This is a genomic window from Collimonas sp. GW821-FHT07E08 (assembly GCF_059418905.1).
On the sequence record NZ_JBWKQR010000010.1, the window covers coordinates 19,834 to 45,458 of the forward strand.

28 protein-coding genes are annotated in these 25,625 nt (G+C 62.3%); 25 read left to right on the forward strand and 3 right to left on the reverse strand.

Annotated elements, in window-relative coordinates:
* Positions 1 to 8 precede the first annotated feature (8 nt).
* Entirely contained in the window at positions 9 to 590 is a 582-nt protein-coding gene (locus tag AC07RZ_RS14185) for an LOG family protein (RefSeq protein WP_494668542.1), read from the reverse strand.
* A gap of 64 nt (positions 591 to 654) precedes the next feature.
* Positions 655 to 1,320, reverse strand: a complete 666-nt coding sequence (locus AC07RZ_RS14190; RefSeq protein WP_041741656.1) for a TetR/AcrR family transcriptional regulator — start codon at positions 1,318 to 1,320, stop codon at positions 655 to 657.
* A 240-nt stretch (positions 1,321 to 1,560) separates the two neighbouring features.
* Between AC07RZ_RS14190 and AC07RZ_RS14195 the strand changes: the two genes are divergently transcribed.
* The 20 genes from AC07RZ_RS14195 to AC07RZ_RS14290 all read left to right on the forward strand — a co-directional run bounded on the left by AC07RZ_RS14195 (position 1,561) and on the right by AC07RZ_RS14290 (position 19,564).
* On the forward strand, positions 1,561 to 1,752 hold the full coding sequence (locus AC07RZ_RS14195; RefSeq protein ID WP_092392354.1) for a DUF1289 domain-containing protein: 192 nt from the start codon (positions 1,561 to 1,563) through the stop codon (positions 1,750 to 1,752).
* Positions 1,753 to 2,196: 444 nt separating this feature from the next.
* Positions 2,197 to 2,934 carry a beta-ketoacyl synthase chain length factor gene (locus tag AC07RZ_RS14200; protein WP_494668382.1) on the forward strand — a complete coding sequence of 246 codons (738 nt, stop codon included), beginning with the start codon at positions 2,197 to 2,199 and terminating at the stop codon, positions 2,932 to 2,934.
* Positions 2,927 to 3,718 carry a lysophospholipid acyltransferase family protein gene (locus tag AC07RZ_RS14205; protein WP_494668383.1) on the forward strand — a complete coding sequence of 264 codons (792 nt, stop codon included), beginning with the start codon at positions 2,927 to 2,929 and terminating at the stop codon, positions 3,716 to 3,718. Before AC07RZ_RS14200 ends, AC07RZ_RS14205 begins: the two co-directional genes overlap by 8 nt.
* Positions 3,705 to 3,965 carry a phosphopantetheine-binding protein gene (locus AC07RZ_RS14210; protein ID WP_038489570.1) on the forward strand — a complete coding sequence of 87 codons (261 nt, stop codon included), beginning with the start codon at positions 3,705 to 3,707 and terminating at the stop codon, positions 3,963 to 3,965. Before AC07RZ_RS14205 ends, AC07RZ_RS14210 begins: the two co-directional genes overlap by 14 nt.
* 9 nt (positions 3,966 to 3,974) lie before the next feature.
* Positions 3,975 to 4,247, forward strand: coding sequence for an acyl carrier protein (locus tag AC07RZ_RS14215; protein ID WP_494668384.1), 273 nt, complete (start codon positions 3,975 to 3,977; stop codon positions 4,245 to 4,247).
* 16 nt (positions 4,248 to 4,263) lie between these two features.
* A complete protein-coding gene (locus AC07RZ_RS14220; protein ID WP_494668385.1) occupies positions 4,264 to 4,857 on the forward strand; it encodes a COG4648 family protein in 594 nt (197 codons plus the stop codon).
* Positions 4,850 to 6,619, forward strand: coding sequence for an ApeI family dehydratase (locus AC07RZ_RS14225; RefSeq protein WP_494668386.1), 1,770 nt, complete (start codon positions 4,850 to 4,852; stop codon positions 6,617 to 6,619). Before AC07RZ_RS14220 ends, AC07RZ_RS14225 begins: the two co-directional genes overlap by 8 nt.
* Positions 6,606 to 7,376: a glycosyltransferase family 2 protein gene (locus AC07RZ_RS14230; protein ID WP_494668387.1), complete on the forward strand. Its 771-nt coding sequence runs from the start codon at positions 6,606 to 6,608 to the stop codon at positions 7,374 to 7,376. Before AC07RZ_RS14225 ends, AC07RZ_RS14230 begins: the two co-directional genes overlap by 14 nt.
* The gene (locus tag AC07RZ_RS14235; RefSeq protein WP_494668388.1) at positions 7,373 to 8,335 is read left to right on the forward strand and encodes a lysophospholipid acyltransferase family protein; all 963 of its coding nucleotides are present in this window, start codon (positions 7,373 to 7,375) and stop codon (positions 8,333 to 8,335) included. Before AC07RZ_RS14230 ends, AC07RZ_RS14235 begins: the two co-directional genes overlap by 4 nt.
* Positions 8,322 to 9,905 (forward strand): HAL/PAL/TAL family ammonia-lyase, encoded by a 1,584-nt coding sequence (locus AC07RZ_RS14240; RefSeq protein ID WP_494668389.1) that lies wholly within the window; start codon positions 8,322 to 8,324, stop codon positions 9,903 to 9,905. The genes AC07RZ_RS14235 and AC07RZ_RS14240 overlap by 14 nt, the downstream gene beginning before the upstream one ends.
* 4 nt (positions 9,906 to 9,909) lie before the next feature.
* Positions 9,910 to 10,341 carry an acyl-CoA thioesterase gene (locus AC07RZ_RS14245; protein WP_494668390.1) on the forward strand — a complete coding sequence of 144 codons (432 nt, stop codon included), beginning with the start codon at positions 9,910 to 9,912 and terminating at the stop codon, positions 10,339 to 10,341.
* A complete protein-coding gene (locus AC07RZ_RS14250; protein ID WP_494668391.1) occupies positions 10,338 to 10,955 on the forward strand; it encodes an outer membrane lipoprotein carrier protein LolA in 618 nt (205 codons plus the stop codon). Before AC07RZ_RS14245 ends, AC07RZ_RS14250 begins: the two co-directional genes overlap by 4 nt.
* Complete coding sequence (locus AC07RZ_RS14255) at positions 10,948 to 13,377, forward strand: MMPL family transporter (RefSeq protein ID WP_494668392.1); 2,430 nt, start codon at positions 10,948 to 10,950, stop codon at positions 13,375 to 13,377. The genes AC07RZ_RS14250 and AC07RZ_RS14255 overlap by 8 nt, the downstream gene beginning before the upstream one ends.
* Positions 13,361 to 14,593, forward strand: coding sequence for an NAD(P)/FAD-dependent oxidoreductase (locus tag AC07RZ_RS14260; protein WP_494668393.1), 1,233 nt, complete (start codon positions 13,361 to 13,363; stop codon positions 14,591 to 14,593). Before AC07RZ_RS14255 ends, AC07RZ_RS14260 begins: the two co-directional genes overlap by 17 nt.
* Positions 14,584 to 15,195: a DUF3261 domain-containing protein gene (locus tag AC07RZ_RS14265; protein ID WP_494668394.1), complete on the forward strand. Its 612-nt coding sequence runs from the start codon at positions 14,584 to 14,586 to the stop codon at positions 15,193 to 15,195. Before AC07RZ_RS14260 ends, AC07RZ_RS14265 begins: the two co-directional genes overlap by 10 nt.
* A 2-nt stretch (positions 15,196 to 15,197) precedes the next feature.
* Entirely contained in the window at positions 15,198 to 16,373 is a 1,176-nt protein-coding gene (locus tag AC07RZ_RS14270; protein ID WP_494668395.1) for a beta-ketoacyl-ACP synthase, read from the forward strand.
* The gene (locus AC07RZ_RS14275; RefSeq protein ID WP_494668396.1) at positions 16,370 to 16,843 is read left to right on the forward strand and encodes a hotdog family protein; all 474 of its coding nucleotides are present in this window, start codon (positions 16,370 to 16,372) and stop codon (positions 16,841 to 16,843) included. The genes AC07RZ_RS14270 and AC07RZ_RS14275 overlap by 4 nt, the downstream gene beginning before the upstream one ends.
* Positions 16,843 to 17,616: a 3-ketoacyl-ACP reductase FabG2 gene (locus AC07RZ_RS14280; protein ID WP_494668543.1), complete on the forward strand. Its 774-nt coding sequence runs from the start codon at positions 16,843 to 16,845 to the stop codon at positions 17,614 to 17,616. Before AC07RZ_RS14275 ends, AC07RZ_RS14280 begins: the two co-directional genes overlap by 1 nt.
* Complete coding sequence (locus tag AC07RZ_RS14285; RefSeq protein WP_494668397.1) at positions 17,613 to 18,857, forward strand: beta-ketoacyl-ACP synthase; 1,245 nt, start codon at positions 17,613 to 17,615, stop codon at positions 18,855 to 18,857. The genes AC07RZ_RS14280 and AC07RZ_RS14285 overlap by 4 nt, the downstream gene beginning before the upstream one ends.
* Positions 18,858 to 18,865: 8 nt before the next feature.
* Positions 18,866 to 19,564, forward strand: a complete 699-nt coding sequence (locus tag AC07RZ_RS14290) for a 4'-phosphopantetheinyl transferase family protein (protein ID WP_494668398.1) — start codon at positions 18,866 to 18,868, stop codon at positions 19,562 to 19,564.
* 46 nt (positions 19,565 to 19,610) lie between these two features.
* Here the strand turns inward: AC07RZ_RS14290 and AC07RZ_RS14295 are convergent, their stop codons facing one another.
* Complete coding sequence (locus tag AC07RZ_RS14295) at positions 19,611 to 20,108, reverse strand: polyhydroxyalkanoate granule-associated phasin (RefSeq protein ID WP_494668399.1); 498 nt, start codon at positions 20,106 to 20,108, stop codon at positions 19,611 to 19,613.
* 220 nt (positions 20,109 to 20,328) lie between these two features.
* Here AC07RZ_RS14295 and surE point away from each other — a divergent pair, with 220 nt between their 5' ends.
* The 5 genes from surE (at position 20,329) to rlmD (ending at position 25,618) form a co-directional block, all read left to right on the forward strand.
* Complete coding sequence (gene surE, locus AC07RZ_RS14300; protein ID WP_144736456.1) at positions 20,329 to 21,066, forward strand: 5'/3'-nucleotidase SurE; 738 nt, start codon at positions 20,329 to 20,331, stop codon at positions 21,064 to 21,066.
* On the forward strand, positions 21,063 to 21,944 hold the full coding sequence (locus AC07RZ_RS14305) for a protein-L-isoaspartate(D-aspartate) O-methyltransferase (RefSeq protein ID WP_494668400.1): 882 nt from the start codon (positions 21,063 to 21,065) through the stop codon (positions 21,942 to 21,944). The genes surE and AC07RZ_RS14305 overlap by 4 nt, the downstream gene beginning before the upstream one ends.
* A gap of 83 nt (positions 21,945 to 22,027) precedes the next feature.
* Entirely contained in the window at positions 22,028 to 23,002 is a 975-nt protein-coding gene (locus tag AC07RZ_RS14310; protein WP_144736460.1) for a peptidoglycan DD-metalloendopeptidase family protein, read from the forward strand.
* Positions 23,003 to 24,028, forward strand: coding sequence for an RNA polymerase sigma factor RpoS (gene rpoS, locus AC07RZ_RS14315; protein WP_494668401.1), 1,026 nt, complete (start codon positions 23,003 to 23,005; stop codon positions 24,026 to 24,028).
* A 240-nt stretch (positions 24,029 to 24,268) separates the two neighbouring features.
* Positions 24,269 to 25,618, forward strand: coding sequence for a 23S rRNA (uracil(1939)-C(5))-methyltransferase RlmD (gene rlmD / locus AC07RZ_RS14320; protein WP_494668402.1), 1,350 nt, complete (start codon positions 24,269 to 24,271; stop codon positions 25,616 to 25,618).
* Positions 25,619 to 25,625 lie beyond the last annotated feature (7 nt).

The window sequence follows — 25,625 nt, forward strand, 5'->3', positions numbered from 1 at the left end:
CCTGCATTTCAGATGGTGTCGCGATCCAGCCATTTCGGCACGAGATGCGGAACAAACGACTTGAACCGTTGCAGCAGCTCTTCGCCTTGTGCCGCCGCTATCAGGATTTCCGCCTGTTCGCCTTTCAGGAAGCGCTGCGACACCATGTGCTGGATGAACTGCAGCAAGCCATCATAAAAGCCGTCGACGTTCAGCAGCCCGATCGGTTTCTGGTGAAAGCCCAGCTGGGCCCAGGTAAACACTTCAAACAATTCTTCCAGCGTGCCGACGCCGCCAGGCATGGCGATAAAGCCGTCCGACAAATCCGCCATCATCGCCTTGCGTTCATGCATGTCCTTGACGATATGCAGTTGCGTCAAGCCTTTGTGGCCCAGCTCCTTTTGCAGCAAGGCTTGGGGAATCACGCCGGTGGCCTGGCCGCCGAGGCGCAGCACTTCATCGGCAATGATGCCCATCAGGCCGACGTTGCCGCCGCCGTATACCAGGGCGATGCCTTGCTTGACCATGGCTTGCGCCAAGCCGCGCGCCGCGTCCGCATAAACCGGCGTGGCGCCTGGGGAAGAGCCGCAATAAACGCAGAGGGATTTGATTTCTTGCATGGTTAGAGAATATGGAAGGTGATGTGACTGCAGCGGCAGGGCGCCGCTGCATCGGTCAGGCGTTGGTTTGCAGGTATTTTGTCTTCAGCTGCTCGAAGTGCAGCAGGGTTTCGCCGCGCAGGTACGGATGCATGAGCGAGAGAACCTGGTAACAGCCGCTTGCCAGCGCATGCTCGACCACTGCCTGTTCGGTGTACTGGCGCGGATTCAGGACATACTGGTAAGACAGCCAGTAGCTGGCTACCACCACCATGTTCGACGACAGGGCGTCGATCTCGGCCGGGCTGGCCTGCAGCGTCTGGTCTTCGTGCAGGCCCTGGCACAGTTCCTTGACCACGGCGATCTTGTGGCCGAAGATTTCCTTGAAATGGAGTTCCAGGGTGCGGTTGCGCGACAACAGGTCGTTGAGGTCGCGATAGAAAAAACGATAACGCCAGATCAGCTGGAACATGTGGTGCAGGTAATGCCAGACGTCGTGCATGGTAGGCCGCTGCCCCTGCGTCATGGCAAGCATGCGGCTGATTTCTTCTTCGAAGGTGACGAAGATCGAATTGACGATATCGTCCTTGTTCCGGAAATGGTAATACAGGTTGCCCGGCGAGATCTTCATCTCGTCGGCGATGATGGTGGTGGTGATGTTGGGTTCGCCGAACTCGTTGAAGAGCCGTAACGACAGGTCCATGATTTTTTCGCGGGTGCGACGCGGCGCTTTTTGCTCCATGACTTTATTTTCTTTCTGATATCCATTGCGCAATACTGTTTTACCAATTGGCAAACATGTTCAGTAAAGATTGTATATTGCTTCGCGCCTATCGTCGCAAATGTATTGCTGAAATGATAGTAACCACCGTGGCAAGATCGTCGCCATGGAGAGGCGTCCATCCTGCTGCTGTTATAAAATGGAGGGCCCGGCTACGCCCGGCGTCAACCGCAGCAACGCTTCACATCTTAAAAGGTCAGCATGTCAGAGTCTCCTCCGCAACGTCCCGATACTCCCTGCGTGGCGGTTTGTTCCACCACTTTCGACGATGTCTGCCGCGGTTGCGGCCGTACCGTCAACGAAGTGGCGCACTGGGTCTTCATGACCGAGGAAGAGAAAACCAGGGTCTGGGAGCGGATCACCGCCGAAGGTTATCCGCGCCGGCAAGGATGACGGCAATCGGCGGCCGATGACGAGAACCGGGCACCTTGCGGGTAGCAATGCTGCACAGATACGGAAGCCTGCATAGCCCGCAACCCAGTCGCTTGGATTGTGTTGTTTTTGATCGTCAAAGCGACTGCAATTTATTAGAATTGACCAGTTTTGGGCCGTATCCTGTGTATTTTAATGCTAAAACATACTGTAACTTACTGTATATTCCGGCGTAAAAAACACCATGGCATGAGACATTGGAGGCAATGGTTAAAGATCATGTTACTGCGGATCATGTTACTGCGTGATTGAGTAAGTTTCCTTGTTTTAAATACTTTATAATGCCGCCCAAAATGCAGGAATTGCCGTCGGTTCAACTCCCTAGATTGCTGGCCGAAAATAGAATCGATTGGATGGGTGTTGGAGAATGGTGAGATGAGACTCGGGGGAGTCAGGTTTTCAATTGTGTCTGACGCGGCGTGGGCGCCCGGCCTGGATACGGCTGCCGCATGGCAGGCGTGGGCCGAAAAGCCGTATGCCATCAAAGGCAATGGCGAGGCGGCCGTTTCCGCCATGCCCGCGATGTTGCGCCGGCGTGCCGGCGCCATGGGAAAAATGGCGCTGGAAGCAGCCTATCGCTGCCTCGACGGCAGGAGCGGCGTGCCGACCGTGTTTTGCTCCCGCCACGGCGAGTGCACGCGCTCGGTAGAACTGCTGGAGGACTTGGCCCAAGGCCAGCCCCTGTCTCCCACTTCTTTCAGTTTGTCGGTCCACAACGCCGCCGCCGGCCTGTTTTCGATCGCGCGCCAGGACCAGGCCAGCCATGCCGCCTTGGCGGGCGGGCATAGCGGCGTAGAACATGCGGTGATTGAAGCCTGCGGCTTGCTTGCGGATGGCGCTGCCGAGGTGCTGCTGGTGGTGTATGACGGCGTGTTGCCGGATGTGTTTCACGAATTTGAGGATTGCCAGGAGCAGCCGTTTGCCTGGGCCTGGCTGATGCAGGCGGAAAGTGCCGAGTCCGGCAACGGCATTTCACTGTCGTGGAGCGGCGCTGGCAGCGATGAAACGCATGCCGTGCAGCCGGCGCCAGGCAGTGGCCGGCAGCCGGCCGGCCTGGATGTGCTGGCTTTTTATTTGCGCAGGGACCGCGAACTGGTCCGGATGGCCGACGCGCGCCGCTGGCGTTGGGGGCGCCTTGCTTAAGCGTGTCAACCGCTGTGTCAACCGCTACTGGCGCGTGCTGGCGACCGGTTTCAGCTTCGTGCTGTTCGCTGTCGGCGGTTTGCTGTTGCGTGTCCTGGTGTTTCCTGTATTGAATTTGTTGATATGGGAAAGGCAACGACGGGTGCTGATGGCGCGTCGTGTGATCCGCCTGGCGTTTCGCGCTTTTGTCGGATGCATGCGCGGGCTGGGCGTGCTGAAATACGATATCAGCGGGCTGGAGCGGCTGGACCGGCAAGGTTTGCTGATCCTGGCAAATCATCCGACCCTGATCGATACGGTGTTTCTGATGGCCTTCGTCAAGCGCGCCGACTGCATTGTCAAAGGGCGGCTCTGGGACAACCCGTTTACCCGCGGGCCGGTGAGCGCCGCCGGCTACATCAGCAACGATTACGGCGACGGACTGGTCGAGGATTGCATTAGCTCCTTGCAGCGCGGCAGCAACCTGATCATTTTTCCAGAGGGCACTCGCACCGCCGGCGACGGTCAGATCAATTTAAAGCGCGGCGCAGCCAACATTGCGGTGCGCAGCCTGTCGAACGTGACGCCGGTGGTGATCCGCTGCCTGCCGCCGACCTTGGGCAAGGGCGTCAAATGGTGGCAAGTGCCGCCGATTGCCGCCCACTTCAGCATTGAAGTAAAAGAAGATATAGATGTCCATGGGTTTCTCGCAAAAGCCGGTAGCGAAGGGTTGGCAGCCAGGCATCTGACCGCCTACCTGCAAGATTATTTTAGGAAAGAAAGCCAGGGTTATGCAGCAGCTTGAAGAAGAAGTGAAGCAGGTCATCATCGATGTCCTGCAGTTGGAAGACATAACGCCGGCCGACATCGTCAGCGATGCGCCGTTGTTTGTCGACGGCCTCGGCCTGGATTCGATCGATGCGCTGGAACTGGGGGTGGCGATCCAGAAGCGCTACGGCATTTCATTGTCGGCGGATTCGGCCGAGACGCGCAATCACTTTGCCTCGGTACGCACGTTGGCTGCAATGATTGCCAGCAATAGAAAGAAGTGACGGTGTGACATGATATTGACCAATTCGATGAGCAAGGAAGAAATCTACCTGTGGCTGGTAAACGTGCTGCATGAAATGTTCGAGATCGACAAGGACCAGGTGACGCCCCAGGCCAACCTGTATACCGACCTGGATATCGACAGCATCGACGCGGTGGACCTGGTGGTCAAGCTCAAGCAGCTGACCGGCAAGCGCTTGCAGCCGGACGTATTCAAGGCGGTGCGCACGGTGCAGGACGTGGTCGAGGCGCTGGCTGCCTTGCTGGCCGAGGAAGAAAAGTAAGGCGCTCAAGGATCCCGTGCAGAATATCAAGCGCCATTTGCCTACCGTAGCGAGCTTGCTGGTCACTTTGCTCTATCCGCTCGCGATCTGGCTCGGACACGGGCGCGTCGAACCGCGCCTGCTGGCTTTGCTGCTGGTGCTGGCCGCGGCCAGCCGGCTGCCGGCGCTGAAGCTGAACCGCAGCAGCCGCTGGTGGCTGGCGGGCGCCTTGCTGCTGGCGGCGCTGGCGATATGGAACAACGCCTTGCTGCCGTTGAAGCTGTATCCGGTGCTGGTCAACCTCGGCATGCTGGCAGTGTTTGGCTACAGCCTGCATGCGCCGCCATCGGTGATCGAGCGCATGGCGCGCCTGAGCGACCCGGCATTGCCTGCCTATGCGGTCGCCTACACGCGCCGGGTGACCCAGGTATGGTGCGGTTTTTTTGTCATCAACGGCACGCTGGCCATGGTGACAGCGGTCTGGGCTTCCGCCGCGGTCTGGTCGCTGTATAACGGCGTGCTGGCTTACGTATTGATGGGCTGCCTGTTTGCCGGCGAATACCTGGTGCGGATCGTCGTCAGGCGCCGCCACCGCCGCCTGGAACGGCAGCCGGATGGACCACATGCCTGATTCCCCCAATCTGCTGACATTGTTGAGCGAGCTGCCCGAGCAGCGGCAGCAGCGGCCGTTTGCATGGCGCGACGGCAAGCCGCTGAGCCATGCCTGGCTGGCTGCCCAGGTCGCTGCCTGGCGGCGTCTGCTGTCGGCGCACGCGGGGTCGCGTTTCGCCTTGTACTCCAGCGATGCCGCCGCCTTCGCCTGTATCCTGCTGGGCGCCTGGCAAGTCGGCAAGACAGTCTACCTGCCAGGCGATGTGCTGCCGGCTACCTGCGCCAGCCTGGGCACGCTGGTCGACGGTTACCTGGGCGATTTCCCGCCGCAATGTGCGCCGTTGACCGATGCAGCGTTGACCGCTGCCGAGGCCGGCGGCGCCAGGCCGGCATTCCAGGCCCTGCAGCCGGATTTTCCCGGACTGGTGATTTATACCTCCGGCAGCACCGGCGAGCCGCAGGCAGTCCCGAAATTCCTGTCGCAGCTGGCTGCCGAAGTAGCGACCCTGGAGCTCTTGTTCGGCGGCCGGATGGGCAACGCCGATGTCGTTGCGACGGTTTCGCACCAGCATATCTACGGCTTGCTGTTCAAGGTGCTGTGGCCTTTGGCTGCCGGTCGCGCGATGCATGCGCGGCAGCTTGACTACCTGGAAGAATTCCAGCCGCAGCCTGGCGCCAAGCCGGTTGTCCTGGTCTCCAGTCCCGCCCACCTGAAGCGTTTGCCGGCCGCATTTTCTGCGGGGCAGGCCGCGGCAATATGCACCATATTTTCATCCGGCGGCCCATTGCCGCCCGAAGTGGCGGCTGCCGCCGGGCACGCGCTCGGCTCGGTCCCGGTCGAGGTCTACGGCAGTTCCGAAACCGGCGGCGTGGCCTGGCGCCAGCGTCGCGCCGGCACGGACGACAGCTGGCAAGTGATGCCGGCAGTCGCCTGGCGCGTCGCCGCCGACGATGTGCTTGAAATTCGTTCGCCCCATTTGCCGGATGCCGGCTGGCATGCGCTGGCTGACCAGGTGCAGGCGGTCGACCGGCAGCATTTTCGTTTGAAGGGGCGCGTCGATCGTATCGTCAAGGTCGAGGAAAAACGCATTTCCCTGGATGCGCTGGAGCGGCAACTGACGACAATGGCGCAGGTGGCGGATGCGCGCGTGCTGCTGGTGGACCAGCCGGAATCGCAGCAGCGGCAGCGGATTGCCGCCTTCGTGGTGCTGTCGGCAGCCGGCGCGGATATACTCGCGGCGCAAGGCAAGCTGGCCTTGAACCGCCTGCTGCGCGATGGCATGGCGCATGCGGTGGAAGCGATTGCGCTGCCGCGCAGCTGGCGTTACCTGGATGCGATGCCGGTTAACGCGCAAGGCAAGACTACCCGCGCCGACCTGCTGGCGCTGCTGCAGCCGCAAGCCGGCGCCGACCTGGCCGAAGCGCCGCGCAAGCCTGCCGAGCGCTTGCTGGAGCAAGAACCCCATCGCGTGCTGATGGAGCTGACGGTGCCGGCAGACCTCTTGTATTTCAACGGCCACTTCGAGGGCGCGCCGATCTTGCCTGGCGTGGTGCAGCTCGACTGGGCGATCAGCTATGGCCGTCGCTACTTCGTTCTGGCGCCGCAATTCCTCGGCATGCTCGGCTTGAAATTCCAGCGCGTGATTACGCCGGGCATGGTGGTGCAGCTGGAGTTGCTGCACGATACGCAAAAGGGCAGCCTGGCTTTTCGCATGTTCTCGGCGGCGGGACAGCACGCCAGCGGCCGCGTCACTTTTGGAGCAGGCCATGCCGCAAGCTGAACAGTTCAAGCCGTGCGCGGTGATCCCGGTCTATGACCACGAGCATGCCATCGGCACGGTGCTGGCAGCAGTGCTGGCGCACCAGCTGCCTTGCGTGCTGGTCGACGATGCCAGCTCGGCTCCGTGCGCGGCAGTGCTGGATGAACTGGCAAGGGCTAATCCTGGAACGGTCACCTTGCTGCGCCACAGCGTCAACCGCGGCAAGGGCGGCGCCGTGCTGACCGGCGTCCGGCATGCTGCCGCGGCTGGTTTCACCCACGCATTGCAGATCGACGCCGACGGCCAGCATTGCACCGGCGATATTCCCAGTTTCCTGCAGCAAGCCGCGGCCCAGCCGCGCAGCGTGATTGCCGGCTGCCCGCAATATGACGAAAGCGTGCCGCCGGTGCGCTTGTATGCGCGCTACCTGACGCATGTCTGGGTCTGGATCAACACCTTGTCGCTGGATATCAAGGATTCGATGTGCGGATTCCGGATCTATCCCTTGCCGTCCCTGGTGCGCCTGATACAACGCAGGAAACTGGGCGAGCGCATGGATTTCGATACCGAAGTGCTGGTGCGCCTTTATTGGGACGGCGTATCCGTCGTCAACCTGCCGACCCGGGTCACCTATCCGCTGGATGGCGTTTCGCATTTCCGGATGGGCCTCGACAACCTGCTGATCTCGCGTCTCCATGCCACCTTGTTTTTCGGCATGCTGTTGCGTGCGCCGCGCTTGCTGGGCCGGCGCCTGCGGCTGGCACGGAGGCAAGCTTGAGCGCCGGCCAGCGCCATTGGGCGCAGATCAACGAAGCCGGCTTTGTGGGCGGCATGCGTCTGCTGTTCGGGATATACCGGTTTGCCGGCCGCTGGCCGTTCCGCTTCGCCCTGTATCCGGTGCTGGGCTGGTACCTGCTGAGCAAGCCGGCCGCGCGGCGCGCGTCGATGGCGTATCTGCGGCGGCTGTGCGCTTTCGATCCGGCGCTGGCCCGCCTTAACCGGATCCGGCCGGACTGGCGCGGCGTGTTCCGGCATTTCGCCGCCTTTGCCGAAAACATCCTGGACAAGATGCTGCTGTGGGGCGGCCTGTTCAAGACCGCGAACGTGGTGTCGTTCGGGCGCGAGCAGATGCTGGAAAACGTCCAGGCGCAGCGCGGCGGCTTGCTCATTTGCGCGCACCTGGGCAATCTTGAACTGTGCCGGGTGCTGTCGCGCCGGCACCATGAGTTGCGGATTACGGTGCTGGTGCATACCAAGCACGCCCAGGCGTTTAACCGGCTGCTGGCGAAACTCGATCCGGACAGCCAGCTGAACCTGATGCAGGTCACTGAAATGACGCCCGCTACCGCGATGCTGCTGGCTGAAAAGGTCGGGCGCGGCGAATTTGTCGCGATCGCCGGCGACCGCATTCCGGTGTCGCCCGTGCCGCGCGTAGCGCAAGCCCCGTTCCTGGGTGAAACCGCCGCCTTCCCGATCGGCCCCTATGTGCTGGCAAGCTTGCTGCAGTGTCCGGTCTACCTGCTGTTCTCAATGACCAAGAACGGTCATTCCGAATGTCATTTCGAACTGTTTCGAGAGTCGATCCATTTGCCGCGCAAAAGCCGCGATCAAGTCCTGCATGAACTGGCCGCAGCCTATGCGGCAAGGCTGGAGTTCTTTTGCCTGAAGGCTCCGCTGCAATGGTTCAATTTTTACGATTTCTGGCATTTAACCGGGTACAAAGATGCTTCTCGCTGAACTGAAAAACCTGTCCTCGGCAACGCCGGGCGCGCCGCCGCAACGCACGGTCTGTTTTGACCACGGCCGGCTGACGATCGAAGACATCGTCGACATCGCATCGGGAGCGGCGCAGGCCAGCCTGTCCGAAGCGCCGGCTTTCCGCGCGGCGATCGCGCGCGGCGCCGATTTCCTGGACCGCCTGCTGCGCGAAGACGGCACCATTTATGGCGTGACGACCGGCTACGGCGATTCGTGCACCGTCAACGTCCCGGCCGAACTGATCGCTGAATTGCCGCATCATTTGTATACCTACCACGGCTGCGGCCTGGGCGAACTGTTCAGCCCGGCGCAGACGCGGGCCATCATGGCGGCGCGCCTGGCGTCGCTCAGCAAAGGCTATTCCGGCGTCAGCGTCGGCCTGCTGGAACAGATTGCCCGCCTGCTCAAGGAAGACCTGCTGCCCTTGATCCCGTCCGAAGGATCGGTCGGCGCCAGCGGCGACCTGACGCCGCTGTCCTACCTGGCCGCCGTGCTCTGCGGTGAACGGGAAGTCTGGCGCGACGGCGTCGCGGTCAGCGCCGCCGAGGCCCTGGCAAGCGCCGGCATCGCGCCGCTGCGCCTGCGGCCGAAAGAGGGCCTGGCGATCATGAACGGCACCGCGGTGATGACGGCCCTGGCGTGCCTGGCTTACGAACGGGCGCAGTACCTGGTGCGCATCGCCACCCGCATCACGGCCATGGCCAGTTTCGCCCTGGACGGCAACGCCCATCATTTCGATGCCGAATTGTTTGCGGTCAAGCCGCATGCCGGCCAGCAGCAGGTGGCGGCATGGCTGCGCCAGGACTTGCCGGTGACCGACGCGCCGCGCAACCAGCAGCGTCTGCAGGATCGCTATTCGATCCGCTGCGCGCCGCATGTCATCGGCGTGCTGGCCGATGCTTTGCCATGGATGCGCGCGTCGATTGAAAACGAACTGAACAGCGCCAACGACAATCCGATCATCGATGCTGAAAACGAGCGGGTGCTGCACGGCGGCCATTTCTACGGCGGCCACATCGCATTCGCCATGGACAGCATGAAAAACGCGGTCGCCAACGTCGCCGACCTGCTCGACCGGCAGATGGCGTTGCTGGTCGACAGCCGCTATAACCACGGCCTGCCTGCCAACCTGTCAGGCGCCGAGGGCGCGCGCGCCAGCATCAACCACGGCCTGAAGGCGTTGCAGATCAGCGCCTCGGCCTGGACTGCCGAAGCGCTCAAGCAAACCATGCCGGCCTCGGTGTTTTCACGCTCCACCGAGTGCCACAACCAGGATAAGGTCAGCATGGGCACGATCGCCGCCCGCGACTGCCTGCGCGTGCTGCAATTGACCGAGCAGGTGGTGGCGGCATTGCTGGTCAGCGTGCGGCAAGGCGTCTGGCTGCGCTGCCGGCTCGATGGCGGCGCGCAGCCGCAGCACAACCTGCAGCAGATGATGGAACTGCTTGGGGCCGATATTGCCGTGATACAGGAAGACCGCATGCTGGAACCCGATTTGCGCCGTCTGCTGGAGCGCATACGCCTCCAGCACTGGGCTTTGTACGAGTAAGAGCATGGCAAACCCGCATAAACACCGCTGGTCGGCGGAGCTGGAACTGCAAGTGCAATTCTATGATCTCGATCCGATGCAGATCGTCTGGCACGGCAATTACGTCCGATATTTGGAAGTGGCGCGCTGCGCGCTGCTGGACCAGCTGGACTACAACTATCCGCAGATGCAAGCGTCCGGGTATACCTGGCCGATCATCGACCTGCACCTGCGCTACGCCCATCCTGCGACTTTCGGGCAACGCATCAAGGTGCGCGCCAGCATCATCGAATGGGAAAACCGGCTCCGGATCGCCTACGTGATTACCGACAGCGCCAGCGGCCGGCGCCTCAGCCGCGGCACCACCACGCAAGTGGCGGTGGAGATGGCGAGCGGTGAAATGTGCTTTGCATCGCCTCCCGTGCTATTTCAAAAATTAGGAATCGAACAGATATGAAACGAAGCCTCACTGTTGTTCTTGGCGCCGTCCTTTTGACTTGTACCGCATGGCCGGCATTCGCCGCCGCGCCGGTGGAAAAGATCCAGGCAATGCTGGTGCGGCCGCCGGTCCTGTGCGGCCGCTTCGACCAGAGCAAGCAGCTGGTCGGCATCAAGAAACCGTTGTTGTCCAACGGCCGTTTTTGCGTGGTCAACGGCAAGGGCGTCCTGTGGCGTACCTTGCAGCCGTTCCCCAATACGCTGCGCCTGAAGCGTGACGAGATCGTGCAGATGCAGGGCGGCCGGGTTGCGATGCGCATGGACGCCAAGCAGGAGCCGGTGGTGAGGATGATCAACAGCGTGCTGTTCTCGTTGCTGGCGGGCGATCTCAGCCAGCTGGAAACCCTGTTTGAGCTGGATGGCAGCGTGCAGGGCAACAGCTGGAAGGTCGCGCTGAAGGCGCGCGAGCCGGCGCTGGCCAAGGCGATCGGCACGCTGGCCTTGACTGGCGGCGCTTATGTCAAGACTGTGAGCATCGACGAAGCCAGCGGCGATCGTACCGAAATCAGTTTTTCCGCGCTGCAGAGCGGCAGCGGCGCCATGAGCGCTGAAGAAGGGGCGGCATTTGAGTAATCCCGGCCATGGCGGCAGCGCCGGCTGGGCCAGGCGCGCGGCGCTGGCATGGGCGCTGGCGGTGGCCTTGCTGCTGGCGCATGGCGGCTACCTGTGGCTGGTCAAGGGCGTGGTGCCGGATACCGACATCATGGCCTTGTTGCCGGTGGAGCAGCGCGACCCGGTGCTGCAGCAGGCGTTCACCCACATGGTCGATGCTGCCCAGCAACGGCTGATCGTGCTGGTGGGCGCCGACGACTGGGAACATGCCCGCGCCGCCGCCGATGCCTATGGCGCGGTGCTGGCCAGGCAGCCGGCGTTGCTGCAGAGCGGGGTCCAGCTGTCGGCGCAGAACCAGCAAGACTGGCTGGCGCCGTCGCAGCAGATGCGGCTCAGCCTGCTGACGCCGGCGCAGCAGGAAGCGCTGCGCCGGCAGCCGTCCAAGTATTGGGTCGACACCGCCTTGCAGCAACTGTACAGCCCATTCTCCGGCCCCAAGCTGGGCGCCTGGCAAGACGATCCCTTCGGCTTGTTTACCGGCTGGGTGCAGGCGCGCGCGCAGGAAACGCCGGTGCGTCCGCGCGACGGCTACCTGTTCGTGGAAGACAAGGGGCGTCCTTACATCGTGCTGCTGATGAACTTGCGGCAGCCGGCATTCTCGATGGCGACCCAGCAGGCGTTATTGCCGCTGCTGGAACAGGCCGGCGCCGCCGCCCGCAAGGCCGTGCCTGCGGTCGAACTGGTCAGCGCCGGGGTGGTGTTGCATGCCGGCGCCGGCAGCGCCCAGGCCAGCCGGGAAATGTCGACCATTGGCATCGGTTCGCTGCTCGGCGTCATCCTGCTGATGTGGCTGACCTTCCGTTCATTGCGGCCGATTTTGCTGATCATGCTGTCGATAGGCATCGGCTGCCTGGCGTCGTTTTCCCTGTGCTGGATGATTTTCGGACAAGTGCATTTGCTGACCCTGGTGTTCGGCGCCAGCCTGATCGGCGTGGCCCAGGATTACGGGATTTATTTCCTGTGCAGCCGAGTCGCCGCCGGCCAGTCGCTAGGGTCGTGGCAGTTGCTGCGGCGCCTGATGCCAGGCTTGATGCTGACCTTGGCCGCGGCGGTGATCGGTTATGTCGGCCTGGCGCTGACGCCGTTTCCAGGCTTGCGGCAGATGGCCGTGTTCTCGGTGCTGGGCCTGCTGTTTGCCTGGCTGACGGTGGTTTTCTGGTTCCCGTCCCTAGTAACCGCGCATACCTTGCAGAGTTCCGCCTTTGCCGGCTGGTTCGGCCAGACCCGGCGCCATTGGCCGTTGCTGGGCTTGAATCGCGGGTCAGCGCTGGCGGTGCTGCTGTTCGGCATTTTTGCCGTGGCCGGCATGATGCGCCTGACGGTGAACGACGACATCCGCTCCCTGCAGACGCCGCCAAAAGCGCTGCTGGCAGACCAGATCAAACTGGGCAAACTGCTCGATGCGCCTACGCCGGTGCAGTTCTACCTGGTGCGCGGCGCCAGTGCGGAACAGGTATTGCAGCGCGAGGAAAGATTGAAGCAGCGCCTGGAACCCTTGATTGCGAAGCATGTCATCAGCGGCTACCAGGCAATGTCCAACTGGATACCTTCGATACAGGAACAAGCGGCGAACCGGGCCCTGGTTGCGCAAACCCTGCTTGCTGCCGACGGTCCCTTGAAGGCATTGGCCGCGCAGCTGGGCGAAGACGGCAGCTGGGTAGCGCAAATGCGCGATCGAGCGCTGAGCGCGGCGGCAAGCGCCAACGGCGGCCGCGGCCTGACGCCGGCTGAGTTCCTGAAGAGCGCGGCCAGCGAGCCTTCGCGCCATCTTTGGCTGGGAGAAGTAGAAGGCGCGCAAGGCCGCGTCTACGCCAGCATAGTGGCGCTGCGCGGGCTGGACAACTACGGCGATTTACCGCTCCTGAAACAGGCCGCCGGGCAGCTGGAGGGCGTGTCGTGGGTCGACAAGGTGAGTGAAATCTCTTCGGTCCTGGGTCACTACCGGCAATATATGGGATGGGTGCTGCTAGGTGCGTATGCGGCGATTTTCCTGCTGCTGTTTGTCCGCTATCGCAGCGCTGCCTGGCGCGTGCTGGCGCCGCCGGCGGTTGCCAGCATCGCAACCCTGGCCACGCTTGGCTTGCTGGGACAGCCCTTGCAATTATTCCATGTACTGGCGCTGATGCTGATCCTCGGCCTGGGCGTCGACTACGGCATTTTCTTGCAGGAACAAAGCATGCAGCGCGAACGCTTCGCCTGGCTCACGGTCGGCCTGTCGGCCGCCAGCGCCTTGCTGTCGTTCGGCTTGCTGGCCTTGTCGGCGACGCCGCCGCTGCATGCGTTCGGATTCACGATGCTGATCGGCATCGCGGTCGTTTGGCTGATCGCCCCTTGTTTTAGCCAGGATTCACAACAGGAAATAGAAAATGCAGACAAGAATTGAGCAATGCGATGTCCTGGTGATCGGCGCCGGCCCGGCAGGTTCAGTGGCGGCGGCCTTGCTGCTCAAGCAAGGGCGGCAGGTGCTGGTGCTGGAGCGGGAACAGTTCCCGCGTTTCAGCATAGGCGAGAGCCTGCTGCCGCAAAGCATGGAATACCTGCAACAGGCGGGCATGCTGCAAGCCGTGGTGGAAGCGGGATTCCAGTACAAGAACGGCGCCGCGTTCGTGCGCGGAGACCGCTATACCGATTTCGACTTCCGCGACAAGCACTCGGCAGGCTGGGGCACCACCTACCAGGTGCAGCGCGCCCAGTTTGACCAGGTGCTGGCCGACGAAGCCGAACGCCAGGGCGCGCAGGTGCGTTACCGGCACACGGTCACGGCGTTTGACGGCGCTGCCGAAAGGCCGCGCGTCACTGTGCGCGATGCGGGCGGTTCGGAATATATTGTGGAAGCAGGTTTTGTGCTGGACGCCAGCGGTTTCGGCCGGGTGCTGTCGCGCTTGCTGCAGCTGGAGTCGCCATCGAATTTCCCGGTGCGCGGCGCGATTTTCACCCACATCGAAGATGGCATCGCCGTGCCTGGTTTCGACCGCAACAAGATCCGCATCACGGTGCATCCCGAACATTGCGATGTCTGGTACTGGCTGATTCCTTTTGCCGGTGGCCGTTGCTCCATCGGCGTGGTGGCGGAAACCGCGTTCCTGGAACAATTCAAAGGCAGCGAGACCGAACGCCTGCAGGCGCTGGTGATGCAGGATCCGGCATCGCGCGCCTTGCTGGAGAACGCCGCCTGGGATACGCCGGCACGCCAGATCGTGGGTTATTCTTCCAACGTCAGGTCCTTGTGGGGCAAGGGTTATGCCTTGCTCGGCAACGCCGGGGAATTCCTGGACCCGGTGTTTTCGTCCGGCGTCACGATCGCGCTGAAGTCGGCCAGCCTGGCTGCCGCCGCCCTGCAGCGCCAGTTCGCAGGAGAAACGGTCGACTGGGAAAGCGAATATGCGATACCGTTGAAAAAAGGCGTCGATACTTTCCGTACCTTTGTCGACTCCTGGTATTCGGGCGGTTTCCAAAAAGTCATTTTTTATGAAAAACAACAGCCGGAAGTGCGCCGCATGATTGCCGCCATCCTGGCCGGTTATGCCTGGGACGACAGCAATCCGTATGCAAAGGAAAGCAAGCGGCGCCTGAAGGCTCTGGAGGAAATATGCAGTTGAACCCGGCATGCCGCGGCGGCTGGCTGCGTTTGGCTTTGTCGGCTTGCCTGCTGGCGCTTGCCGCCTGTACAACCGCGCCGGCATCGCAAGCGCCGGCGCGGCTGGGGCTGAAGCTGGCGCCGGCGTCCCTGGGGGCGAATATCAGCTTGCAGCAGCATTTGACGGTAGAGCGCCATGGCCGCGTCGACCAGCTTGACGCCGCGCTGGAAGTCGACCCGCAGCAGTTCAGCATGGTTGGACTGGTGCTTGGCCAGCGCGTGCTGAGCATGAATTATGATGGCAAGACGTTGCAGTCCTGGCGCCATCCCATGCTGCCATCCCAGGTACGGGTGGAGGATGTGATGGAAGATACGCAATTGACGTTGTGGCCGCTGGCGGCGATCCGCGAGGCGTTGCCGGCGGGCTGGCAGATCGAACAGCAAGGATTGCGGCGTACGCTGTCGCTGCAGGGAGAACCGGTCATGGTGATCGATTACAGCGCGCCGACGCCATGGGACGGTAAAGTGGAATTGAATAACCTGCGCTATCACTACCGCCTGACGATCGAGTCGGTCAGCGATGCTGCTGCTCCTGCTGCTTCTTTGCCAACTGCAACGCCATAAACATGTTTTATCTTAATCAACTCGGCATGGTGTGTCCGCTTGGCGAAAGCCACGCGGAGATCAGCCGCCGCCTGTTCGCCGGCGACAGCGGCGTCGCCATGACCAGCCGCTATTCGCCGGGCCGGGAGCTGGCGCTGGGCTGCGTCGAGAGCGCGCTGCCCGACCTCAGCGCGTTGCCGCCGGGCCAGCGCAGCCGCAACAACCAGCTTGCCTTGGCGGCGCTGGCGCAGATCCGGCCGCAAGTCGATGCCGCCATCCGGCAATTTGGCGCGGATCGGGTAGCGATTGTGCTTGGCACCAGTACATCCGGGATCGCGCAGAGCGAAGCGGCGTTTCGCTATCGTTTGCAACATGCAGGATTCCCCGCCGATTTTGCTTACGAGCAGCAAGAAATGGCATCGCCGGCCGCTACCCTGGCGTCGGTGCTGGGCGTGACCGGGCCCGCTTACGTGCATTCCAGCGCCTGCGCATCGAGCAGCAAGGCGATGGCTAGCGCCGCCCGCCTGATCGGGATGGGACTGTGCGACGCGGTGCTGACCGGCGGCGTCGATTCGCTGTGCGCATTTACCGTGGCCGGCTTCGGCGCCCTGGAATCGGTCAGTGCAACGCGCTGCAACCCGTTCAGCGCCAATCGCAACGGCATCAATATCGGCGAGGGCGCGGCCCTGTTTTTAATGAGCAAGGCAGAGGCCGCCGTGAGCCTGCGCGGCTGGGGCGAATCTTCCGACGGGTATCATATTTCTGCGCCGGATCCGTCCGGCGCCGGCGCCCGCGGCGCGATCGAACAAGCCCTGGCGCGCGCCGGCGTGAGCCCGCGGCAAATCGATTACATCAACCTGCATGGCACAGCCACCATGCAGAACGATGCCATGGAAGGGCGCGTGATCGCCGCAATGTTTGCCGACCACGTGGCGCTCAGTTCGACCAAGCCGTTTACCGGGCACGCGCTGGGGGCTGCCGGTGCGGTGGAGGCGGGTTTATGCTGGCTGGCGATGCAGGATAACAATCCGCAGGGCGAGCTGCCGCCGCATTTGTGGGACGGCGCCGGCGATCCCGGCCTGCCGCAGCTGAACCTGCAGCCGGTCGGCGCGCGCCTCGGACATCCGTTGCGTTGGGCCTTGAGTAACTCTTTCGCATTTGGCGGCGCCAATGCAAGTTTGCTGCTGGGGCGTGAATGATGGATCAGCCGAGCGCGATGGAGTCTCAGGATATCCGCCGGTTTTTACCGCATTCCGGCGCCATGGTGCTGCTGGACCGGTTGCTGGAAGCCGGGACGGAAGATTTGCTGGCGGAGGTGACGATCCGTCCGGACAGCCTATTTTGCGACGGGCAGGGCGTGCCGGCCTGGGTCGGCGTCGAATATATGGCGCAGGCGATTGCCGCCTATGCCGGGCATGCCGCACAGCTGCGCGGCGAAGCGGTCAAAATCGGCTTCTTGCTGGGTACGCGGCGCTATGAAGCGGGCTGCCCCGGTTTTGCCGTCGGCAGCGTGCTGCAAGTCCATGTGCAAAGGCTGCTGCAGGCCGACAATGGGATAGGATCGTTCGAATGCCGCATCCATGCCGCCGGGCAGCAGCTGGCCAGCGCTACCATTACCGTGTTCCAGCCGGCTGACGCGGCTGTTTTTCTTGAGGGAAGTACTGAATGATGTTGGAAACAAGCGTGGAATCGAACCAGGCAGCGCCGGCTGCCCGCCCGGACCAGAGCGTGCTGGTCACAGGCTCCAGCCGCGGCATCGGCAAGGCGATTGCATTGCGGCTGGCGCGCGAGGGCTACGATATCGTCTTGCATTGCCACCAGCAGCGTGCGGCAGCCGATGCCGTTGCGCAGGCGGTGCGGGAGCTGGGCGTGCAAGCGCGCGTCCTGCAATTCGACATAGGCGACCGCCAGGCCAGCGCCGCCGCCTTGCTGGCGGATGTCGAGCAGCACGGCTGTTATTACGGCGTGGTATGCAACGCCGGGGTGGCGCGCGACAATGCGTTTCCTGCCATGCCGGGCGAGGATTGGGACCTGGTGCTGAAGACCAACCTGGACGGTTTCTACAACGTGCTCAATCCGCTGGTGATGCCGATGGTGCAACGGCGCGCGCCTGGCCGCATCGTCACCCTGGCGTCGGTGTCGGGATTGATCGGCAACCGCGGCCAGGTCAACTACAGCGCTGCCAAGGCGGGCATCATCGGCGCCACCAAGGCGCTGGCGATCGAACTGGCCAAGCGCAACATCACGGTCAATTGCGTCGCTCCCGGCCTGATCGATACCGACATGGTCAGCGAGGTGCCGCTGGACGAGGCGCTCAAGCTGATTCCGGCGCGCCGGGTCGGCAAGCCGGAAGAGGTGGCGGCGACGGTGGCCTTCCTGATGCATGCCGATGCTGCGTACATTACGCGCCAGGTGATTTCGGTCAACGGAGGCATGGCATGACGCGCACGCTGACAGAACGGCGGGTAGTGGTGACCGGCATGGCCGGCATCAGCCCGATCGGCAACGACTGGGACGCCATCCGCAGCCACCTCGGCAGCTATCGCAACGCCATCGTGCGGATGGACGAGTGGGCCGGCTACGAGGGCTTGAACACCCAGCTGGCGGCGCCGGCCGCTGAATTCGGCTTGTCCGAGCGCTATACCCGCAAGACCATGCGCAGCATGGGACGGGTCGCCTTGATGGCAACCCGCGCCAGCGAACTGGCGCTGGCCGATGCCGGCCTGCTTGACGATCCGGTACTGAAAAGCGGCGCCTGCGGCGTGGCCTACGGTTCCTCCGCCGGCACCCCGAAGGCGATCGGCGATTTCGGCAGGATGATGGACGAACGCAGCACGCGCGGCATCAACGCCACAACCTACATCAAGATGATGGCGCACACGGCGCCGGTCAACATCGGTGTGTTCTTCGGCATCACCGGGCGCGTGATCACCACGTCCAGCGCCTGCACTTCCGGCAGCCAGGGCATCGGCTACGCTTATGAAGCGATCCGCAGCGGCCGCCAGGCCATCATGGTCGCCGGCGGCGCCGAGGAACTGTGCGCCACCGAAGCGGCGGTATTCGATACCCTGTTCGCCACCAGCGTGCGCAACGACACGCCGGCCTTGACGCCGAGCCCGTTCGACAGCAGCCGCGACGGCCTGGTGATCGGCGAGGGCGCCGGCAGCCTGATCCTGGAAGATTTCGAGCATGCGCGCGCCAGGGGCGCCAAGATGTACGCCGAAGTGGTCGGCTTCGGCACCAACAGCGACGGCTGCCACGTCACCCATCCGAACGCCGACACCATGCAGGTGGCGATGACGCTGGCGCTGGCCGACGCCGGCTTGCCTGCAAGCGCGATCGGCTATATCAATGCCCACGGCACCGGCACCGAGCAGGGCGATATCGCCGAGTCGCATGCCACCGCCGCGGTATTCGGCCGGCAGGTGGCGGTCAGTTCGCTGAAGAGTTATACCGGCCACACCTTGGGGGCATGCGGCGCGCTGGAGGCTTGGATAGCTATCGAAATGATGCGCTCCGGCTGGTTTGCGCCGACCATCAACTTGAAGCAGCTGGATCCGCTGTGCGCAGAGCTGGACTATATCGTCGACCAGGGCCGCAGCTTGCAGTGCGAATATGTGATGTCGAACAATTTTGCGTTTGGCGGCATCAATACATCATTGATATTCAAGCGCCTGGACTAGCATCGCCGATGCCGTCCGCCGTCATCCTGCTGCACGACGCGAATCACCTGGCGGACGATCAGCGCGATCGCTTTCTTGCTTGCCTGAGCGAGGCGGAGCTGTTGCGTTACCGGCGTTTTGTGCGGCCTGTACGCCAGCGCGAATTTTTGCTGGGGCGGATATTGTTGCGTTTCGCTGCCGCGCACCTGGCTGGAGCCGCATTTGATGCCGTGCAGGTTACCGAGCGTAAAAGCCAGGCGCCCTTGATACGGCTGGCGGCGGCTGCGACCCCCCATTTCAGCTTGTCGCACAGCCGCGGCTGGGTCGCTTGCGCGGCCAGCATCGATACTGCACTCGGCCTCGACATAGAGACGCTGGATCCCGGACGCGACGTCGACGCCATCGGCCGCGCCGCTTTTTCCGCCGCGGAGAGCAACTGGCTATCCAGCCGTGCCGCGCAAGATAAAGTGGCGGATTTCTACGCCTTGTGGAGCAGCAAAGAGGCTCTGTTCAAACTCATGTCGACCCAGGGCAGCGAGGCGCCATTGCCTGAGCAGGCGGCCGCCGGCGCGCGCTTGCGTTCAGGACCGGGATGGCACGCGCGCACCTGGGTGCAGCATGGCCTGGCGATTGCCCTGTGCAGCCGCGATCGTTTGTATCCGGTACGGCGGACCTGCCTGAGCGGGGCAACCCCGGCAGCCTGGCTGCAGCAACTGAACGGCAGTTGATTCCACGGACGGTTTCCTATCCGCTGGCGCGGTCGCCAGCCTTTTTTCAGAGTTTCTTCAGACGCTTCGCATTGGCGGTTGCGCGCGCATGGATCGGCTGCAGGCCGGTTTGCGCAATGTGCGCCAGCGAGGTATTGAGCTGCGACACGGCTTCCGCCGAGTTGCGCATGGTGTCGTGCGCCAGCTTGCTCTGGCGATGTCCCGATTGATGCAGCGTGCTGCTGCTGACCACCGACAACAGGTTGGCGGTGCCGTCCAGCATGTGCTGGATCGCCAGCCGGGCCACTTCCTGGTGCAAGCTCATCATGCGGATCGCCATGGCATGCGCCGACTCGGCTGCGGCTTCCATTTTTTCCTGGCTCATCAGGTTGAATTCATGACGGTCGCTCTGGCTTGGCGCCGGTCCGGCCAGGGCCATGCGGGCGGTGCGATGGCCAATTACTTCAGCCGAGGCATTCATCATTTCGCCGGTTTTGAACAGCAGGTCGGTCCAGGCGCTCAAAGGACTGGCGACGACGGTGTTGCGGACTCGGTACGATTTCATTGTGACTCCTTCGGCCTAAATAGCCTTGATAGCGCTAACAATACCTCTTTTTAAGCATTCGCTGTGGCTTTTATATGGCGCTGCAACATAATGTTGCAATTGCCTTGTTTACATAGGGGAATGGCAACTAAAACACAGGTCAAAGTGTCTTTAAACGGCACTTCGGTAAAATTCCAAAATCTTCATAAATGAGTAACATTGCTTCGGGTAAAATCCAGATATGAAAATTTTGATCAGCAACGACGATGGTTACCTGGCGCCGGGCATCATCGCCTTGGCGGATGTGCTGGCGCCGATAGCCGAAATCGTGGTGGTAGCCCCGGACAGCAACCGTTCCGGCTCTTCCAATTCGCTGACCCTGGACCGGCCCTTATCCGTGCAGCGCGCCGAAAACGGATTCTATTTTGTCAATGGGACGCCATCCGACTGTGTGCACATTGCCTTGACCGGCTTGCTGAATTTTCGGCCGGACCTGATCGTATCCGGCATTAACCAGGGCCAGAACATGGGCGACGACACCCTGTATTCCGGCACGGTGGCGGCTGCCACCGAAGGCTTCCTGTTCGGCATTCCCGCCATCGCCTTTTCGCAACTGCACAAAGGCTGGGACGAGCTGGAGACGGCGGCCATGGTGGCGCGGGAGATCGTCGAGCGCCGCTTCGCCAACCTGCCGCAGCCTTACCTGCTGAACGTGAATATTCCCAACCTGCCTTACGACCAGCTGAAACCGATCATGGCGACCCGCCTGGGCAAGCGGCATGAATCGGAGGCGGTCATCAAGGACAAGGATCCGCACGGCCGCGACATCTACTGGATCGGGCCGCCCGGCGCGGCGCGCGATGCCGGCGAAGGCACCGATTTCCATGCGACGGCCAACGGCCATGTCTCGGTTACTCCCTTGCAGGTAGACCTGACCCATGCGGCGCAACTGGCTGCGCTGAGGAAAGATTTGTCATGACCGACAAGGCCAAGCGTTTTCCGCTGACGCTGTCGTCGCTTGCGGACAAGAAGAAACCCGGCGCCGACCAGAACAAACGCAGCGTCGCCACGCCGCAGACGGCAACAAAAAATGCCGCCTGGGAAAACTCCCGGCCGACGCCGCGAACTGCCGCCGGCGCGCCGCCCGCAGCGCCGGCAAGCAAGGCGATGGCACGGCCGGCGCAGGCCGCAAGCCATGTCGACCGCTCGGGGTCGATGGTTTCCGACGGCGTGCGCAAAGCCATGGTGGAGCGGGTCGCCAGGCAAGGCGTCAGCGACGCCAAGGTGCTGGCCGCGATGGCAACCGTGCCGCGCCACATGTTCATGGAGCCGGGCTTGTCGAGCCAGGCATACATCGACGCCTCGCTGCCGATCGGCCACCACCAGACCATTTCGCAGCCGTACATCGTGGCGCGCATGATCGAAATCATGCGCGACAACCAGCAAGGCGGAGTCTTGAACCGCGTGCTGGAAATCGGCACCGGCTGCGGTTACCAGGCGGCCGTGCTGTCCCTGGTTGCGAAGGAAGTCTATTCGATAGAGCGGATCAAGCCCTTGCACGAACTGGCAAGAAGCAACTTGCGTCCGCTGCGGATTGCCAACATCCGTTTGCATTACGGAGATGGTATGCTTGGGCTGCCGCAGGTGGCCCCGTTCGACGGTATCATCCTGGCAGCAGCCGGCCTCGAAGTGCCGCAAGCCTTACTGGACCAGATGACGATCGGCGGCCGCCTGGTGGCCCCGGTCGGCGCCCGTCACCAGGTACTGCAGCTCATCCAGCGTACAAGTAAATTTGATTGGACCAGCACCACTCTGGAAGACTGTCATTTTGTGCCTTTGCGTGCCGGAACGGTTTGAGCGGCGGCGGGCAAAAAGAATTGACGAGTGAATTGACGAATAATCAGCGACCATGTCGCATATACATAATTAATGTAATGAGAATGAAGAAAACACGCTTTATAGCTTTGGGATTAATGGTAGGTACACTGGCCGCCTGTACCACTCCGCGCACTCCGGCGCCGGTAGTCGAACGTCGGCCAGGCGGCAGCGGTGCGGTAGCTACCGCGGCTGCGCCGGAAACACCGCGGGCCGCTGAAGGAGGCGGTTCTTATACAGTGAAGCAGGGCGACACCTTGTACCGGATCGCGCTTGAATTCGGCCAGAGCTATCGCGATATCGTGGCCTGGAACAAGCTGGACAACGCCAACGACATCAAGGTTGGCCAGGTGCTGCGGGTGCAGCCTCCAGGTAGCGGCTCCGGTTCGGCCGGGGGCGCTCAGGCCGGCAGCGTAGCTTCCGGTTCGGGGGTCGAGGTGCGTTCCCTGGGATCCGCGCCGTCGGCGGCGGCTGCCGCCAGCGGCGGCAACAAGAGCGGACCGCGCGGCGACAAGCGCCCGTATTCCGACAGCGCATTGGCTGAACTGCAAAAGCCCGATGCCGGGCCGTCCAGCGAGGCGCCGAAACCGGCGCCGACGCCGGCCGTGGCGGCGCCTGCCGCCGCCGCAGCTGGCAGCGCAGCCTCGACAGCCGCGCCGGCATCCGGCGACGAAGACAAGGTGGACTGGATGTGGCCGGCTGAAGGCAAGCAGGTGGGCGCTTTCGACCAGGGCAAGAAAGGCATCGATATCGCGGGCAAAGCCGGACAGGCCGTGGTCGCCGCGGCGGGCGGCAAGATAATGTATGCCGGCAGCGGCATTCGCGGCTACGGTAATTTGGTTATCATCAAACATACCAGCAACTTGTTGTCCGCTTACGCGCATAATAAGAGCATCCTGGTAAAAGAGGGGCAGACGGTGAGCAAGGGCCAGAAAATTGCCGAAATGGGTAATTCGGACAGCGATGCGGTCAAGCTGCATTTCGAAATCCGCCAGCAAGGCAAACCTGTGGATCCATCGAAATTCTTACCTAGTCGATAAATGAGCAAACGGCCGACAGATCATCAGGATGACGAGCTTGACGATGCATCGGAGCAGATTGCCGATGATGGGCAAGATGATGTTGATGCTGTCGCCGCCGAGCAGGACGTCGACGACGAAGTCGTGGTCGACGGCGTGGTGGTGGTGGTCGATGGCGTCGAGGAGCTCAAGAAAGTCCTTGCCGCCGAGCTGTCGACCGACACCACGCAGCACTACCTGAACCAGATCGGCACCCGGCCGCTGCTGTCGGTGACCGAGGAAGTGCATTTCGCCACCCTGGCGAAACAAGGCAATTTCGAAGCCCGGCAGAAAATGATCGAGCACAACCTGCGGCTGGTGGTCTCGATTGCGAAACACTATATCAACCGCGGCGTCGCCTTGCTCGATTTGATCGAGGAAGGCAACCTGGGCCTGATGCGGGCGATCGACAAGTTCGAGCCGGAGCGCGGTTTCCGTTTCTCTACCTACGCTACCTGGTGGATACGCCAAAGCATCGAGCGCGCCATCATGAACCAGGCGCGCACCGTGCGTTTGCCGGTGCACATGGTGCGCGAGCTGAACCAGATCCTGCGCGCCAAATACCACCTGGAAGCGCAGCACCACGACGGCAAGGACGCCAGCGCCGAAGACATCGCCCATCTGGTGGACCGGCCGGTGGAAGATGTGCAGGATGTGCTGGCCCTGTCCGAACACGCGGCATCGCTGGATGCGCCGCTGGACCAGGATCCGCTGGCCAGCCTGATGGACTTGCTGCCGAGCGCGACCGAGGAAAATCCCGATTCGCGCGCCGAGCAGCAGGAAATGTCGATCCTGGTCCGGGTCTGGCTGGAAAAGCTGACCGACAAGCAGCGCAACGTCATCATGCGCCGCTTCGGCCTGGACAACGACGATCCGTCGACGCTGGAAGAGCTGGCGGCCGAAATCGGCGTCACCCGCGAGCGGGTGCGGCAGATCCAGCAGGAAGCGTTGCTCAAGCTGAAACGCTTGCTGGGCGCCAAAGGCGTCGGCAAAGACTCCTTTCTTTAAACCTGCCCGGCCTAGCAGCCTGTCGGACTTAGGATGATCGGCTGCAAAAATACCTGGGCGGACCATATTTCACCGGCTTCTTGGTCAATAGCTAGGCTATTGACACTGCGAATCCGGCAAAATCTGTCCTCGCCCAGCTATTTTTTCGCTTCGACCCCCTAAGTCCGACAGGCTGCTAGCGCTATAATCTCGCACCATTTTCTTTCTGCTGTCGCCCCTGGCGACGAATAACTGCTTCCTATGCAACAAGATACTATCGATATCAAATCCCTCGACATGGATGCGCGCGGCATCGGCCACCTGCAAAATGAAGACGGCACCCAGGGCAAGGTCATTTTTGTAGAAGGCGCCTTGCCGGGCGAACGTGTGAGTTTTGTGTCGTATCGCAAGAAGCCGAAATGGGAAGCGGCCACCATGACCGCCCTGCACAAGGAATCGGTGTTGCGGGTGAAGCCGCAGTGCCCGGTATTCGGCATGTGCGGCGGCTGCGCCATGCAGCACCTGGAGCCGACGGCGCAGGTGGCGATCAAGCAGCGCGTACTGGAAGATAACCTGTGGCATATCGGCAAGGTCAAGGCAGAATCCATGCTGCGGCCGATTTACGGGCCGACCTGGGGTTATCGCTACCGGGCCCGCATTTCGGTGCGCAACGTACCTAAAAAGGGCGGGGTGCTGGTCGGTTTCCATGAAAGGAAATCGTCTTTCATCACCGACATGAAAACCTGCGAAATATTGCCGCCGAATGTATCGGCGATGCTGGTGCCGCTGCGCCACCTGATTGCTTCGCTGAGCCTGATCGACCAGATCCCGCAGATCGAGCTGGCGGTGGGCGAGGGGCCGCAGGGCAAGGTGACGGCGCTGGTGCTGCGCATCATGGCGACGCCGACGGCGGACGACGAAATCAAGCTCAAGGCGTTCGCCGACCAATACAGTGTGAACTGGTGGCTGCAAACCGCTGGCCCGGACAGCGCCTATCCGTTTTATCCGGAGCAGGGCGAGCTGTACTATACCTTGCCCGAATTCGGCGTGCGCATGCCGTTCAAGCCCACCGATTTCACCCAGGTGAACCATCAGATCAACCGGGTGCTGGTGGCGCGCGCCTTGCGTTTGCTGGATGTGCAGCCGGGCGAACGGGTCGCCGACCTGTTCTGCGGCCTGGGAAATTTCACGCTGCCGCTGGCGACCCAGGCGCAGCAGGTGGTCGGGATCGAAGGCAGCCAGGCGCTGATCAACCGTGCCGGCGAGAATGCCGCGGTCAACCAGCTGTCGGCCAAAACCACTTTTTATTGCCGCAACCTGTTTGAGGCGAGCCCGGAGGATTTTGTCGCGCTGGGCAAATTCGACCGCATGCTGATCGATCCGCCGCGCGACGGCGCAGCGGCAGTGTGTGAGGCGATTATTGGCCTGGCGGCAATCGATCCGGCGCTGATGCCGAAGCGGATCGTGTACGTTTCGTGCAATCCGTCGACCCTGGCGCGCGATGCCGGTTTGCTGATCGCCGGCGGCTATCGCCTGAGCCAGGCCGGGGTGGTGAACATGTTCCCGCATACCGCGCATGTGGAATCGATCGCGGTATTCGATTTGCCGTGATGCGATT

Excerpts from the sequence above, each read along its gene's own strand:
- AC07RZ_RS14190 (WP_041741656.1), bottom strand. The coding sequence starts at position 1,320 with ATGGAGCAAAAAGCGCCGCGTCGCACCCGCGAAAAAATCATGGACCTG.
- AC07RZ_RS14195 (WP_092392354.1), top strand. The coding sequence starts at position 1,561 with ATGTCAGAGTCTCCTCCGCAACGTCCCGATACTCCCTGCGTGGCGGTT.
- AC07RZ_RS14210 (WP_038489570.1), top strand. The coding sequence starts at position 3,705 with ATGCAGCAGCTTGAAGAAGAAGTGAAGCAGGTCATCATCGATGTCCTG.
- AC07RZ_RS14215 (WP_494668384.1), top strand. The coding sequence starts at position 3,975 with ATGATATTGACCAATTCGATGAGCAAGGAAGAAATCTACCTGTGGCTG.
- AC07RZ_RS14225 (WP_494668386.1), top strand. The coding sequence starts at position 4,850 with ATGCCTGATTCCCCCAATCTGCTGACATTGTTGAGCGAGCTGCCCGAG.
- AC07RZ_RS14230 (WP_494668387.1), top strand. The coding sequence starts at position 6,606 with ATGCCGCAAGCTGAACAGTTCAAGCCGTGCGCGGTGATCCCGGTCTAT.
- AC07RZ_RS14240 (WP_494668389.1), top strand. The coding sequence starts at position 8,322 with ATGCTTCTCGCTGAACTGAAAAACCTGTCCTCGGCAACGCCGGGCGCG.
- AC07RZ_RS14245 (WP_494668390.1), top strand. The coding sequence starts at position 9,910 with ATGGCAAACCCGCATAAACACCGCTGGTCGGCGGAGCTGGAACTGCAA.
- AC07RZ_RS14250 (WP_494668391.1), top strand. The coding sequence starts at position 10,338 with ATGAAACGAAGCCTCACTGTTGTTCTTGGCGCCGTCCTTTTGACTTGT.
- AC07RZ_RS14260 (WP_494668393.1), top strand. The coding sequence starts at position 13,361 with ATGCAGACAAGAATTGAGCAATGCGATGTCCTGGTGATCGGCGCCGGC.
- AC07RZ_RS14265 (WP_494668394.1), top strand. The coding sequence starts at position 14,584 with ATGCAGTTGAACCCGGCATGCCGCGGCGGCTGGCTGCGTTTGGCTTTG.
- AC07RZ_RS14270 (WP_494668395.1), top strand. The coding sequence starts at position 15,198 with ATGTTTTATCTTAATCAACTCGGCATGGTGTGTCCGCTTGGCGAAAGC.
- AC07RZ_RS14275 (WP_494668396.1), top strand. The coding sequence starts at position 16,370 with ATGATGGATCAGCCGAGCGCGATGGAGTCTCAGGATATCCGCCGGTTT.
- AC07RZ_RS14280 (WP_494668543.1), top strand. The coding sequence starts at position 16,843 with ATGTTGGAAACAAGCGTGGAATCGAACCAGGCAGCGCCGGCTGCCCGC.
- AC07RZ_RS14285 (WP_494668397.1), top strand. The coding sequence starts at position 17,613 with ATGACGCGCACGCTGACAGAACGGCGGGTAGTGGTGACCGGCATGGCC.
- AC07RZ_RS14290 (WP_494668398.1), top strand. The coding sequence starts at position 18,866 with ATGCCGTCCGCCGTCATCCTGCTGCACGACGCGAATCACCTGGCGGAC.
- AC07RZ_RS14295 (WP_494668399.1), bottom strand. The coding sequence starts at position 20,108 with ATGAAATCGTACCGAGTCCGCAACACCGTCGTCGCCAGTCCTTTGAGC.
- surE (WP_144736456.1), top strand. The coding sequence starts at position 20,329 with ATGAAAATTTTGATCAGCAACGACGATGGTTACCTGGCGCCGGGCATC.
- AC07RZ_RS14305 (WP_494668400.1), top strand. The coding sequence starts at position 21,063 with ATGACCGACAAGGCCAAGCGTTTTCCGCTGACGCTGTCGTCGCTTGCG.
- AC07RZ_RS14310 (WP_144736460.1), top strand. The coding sequence starts at position 22,028 with ATGAAGAAAACACGCTTTATAGCTTTGGGATTAATGGTAGGTACACTG.
- rpoS (WP_494668401.1), top strand. The coding sequence starts at position 23,003 with ATGAGCAAACGGCCGACAGATCATCAGGATGACGAGCTTGACGATGCA.
- rlmD (WP_494668402.1), top strand. The coding sequence starts at position 24,269 with ATGCAACAAGATACTATCGATATCAAATCCCTCGACATGGATGCGCGC.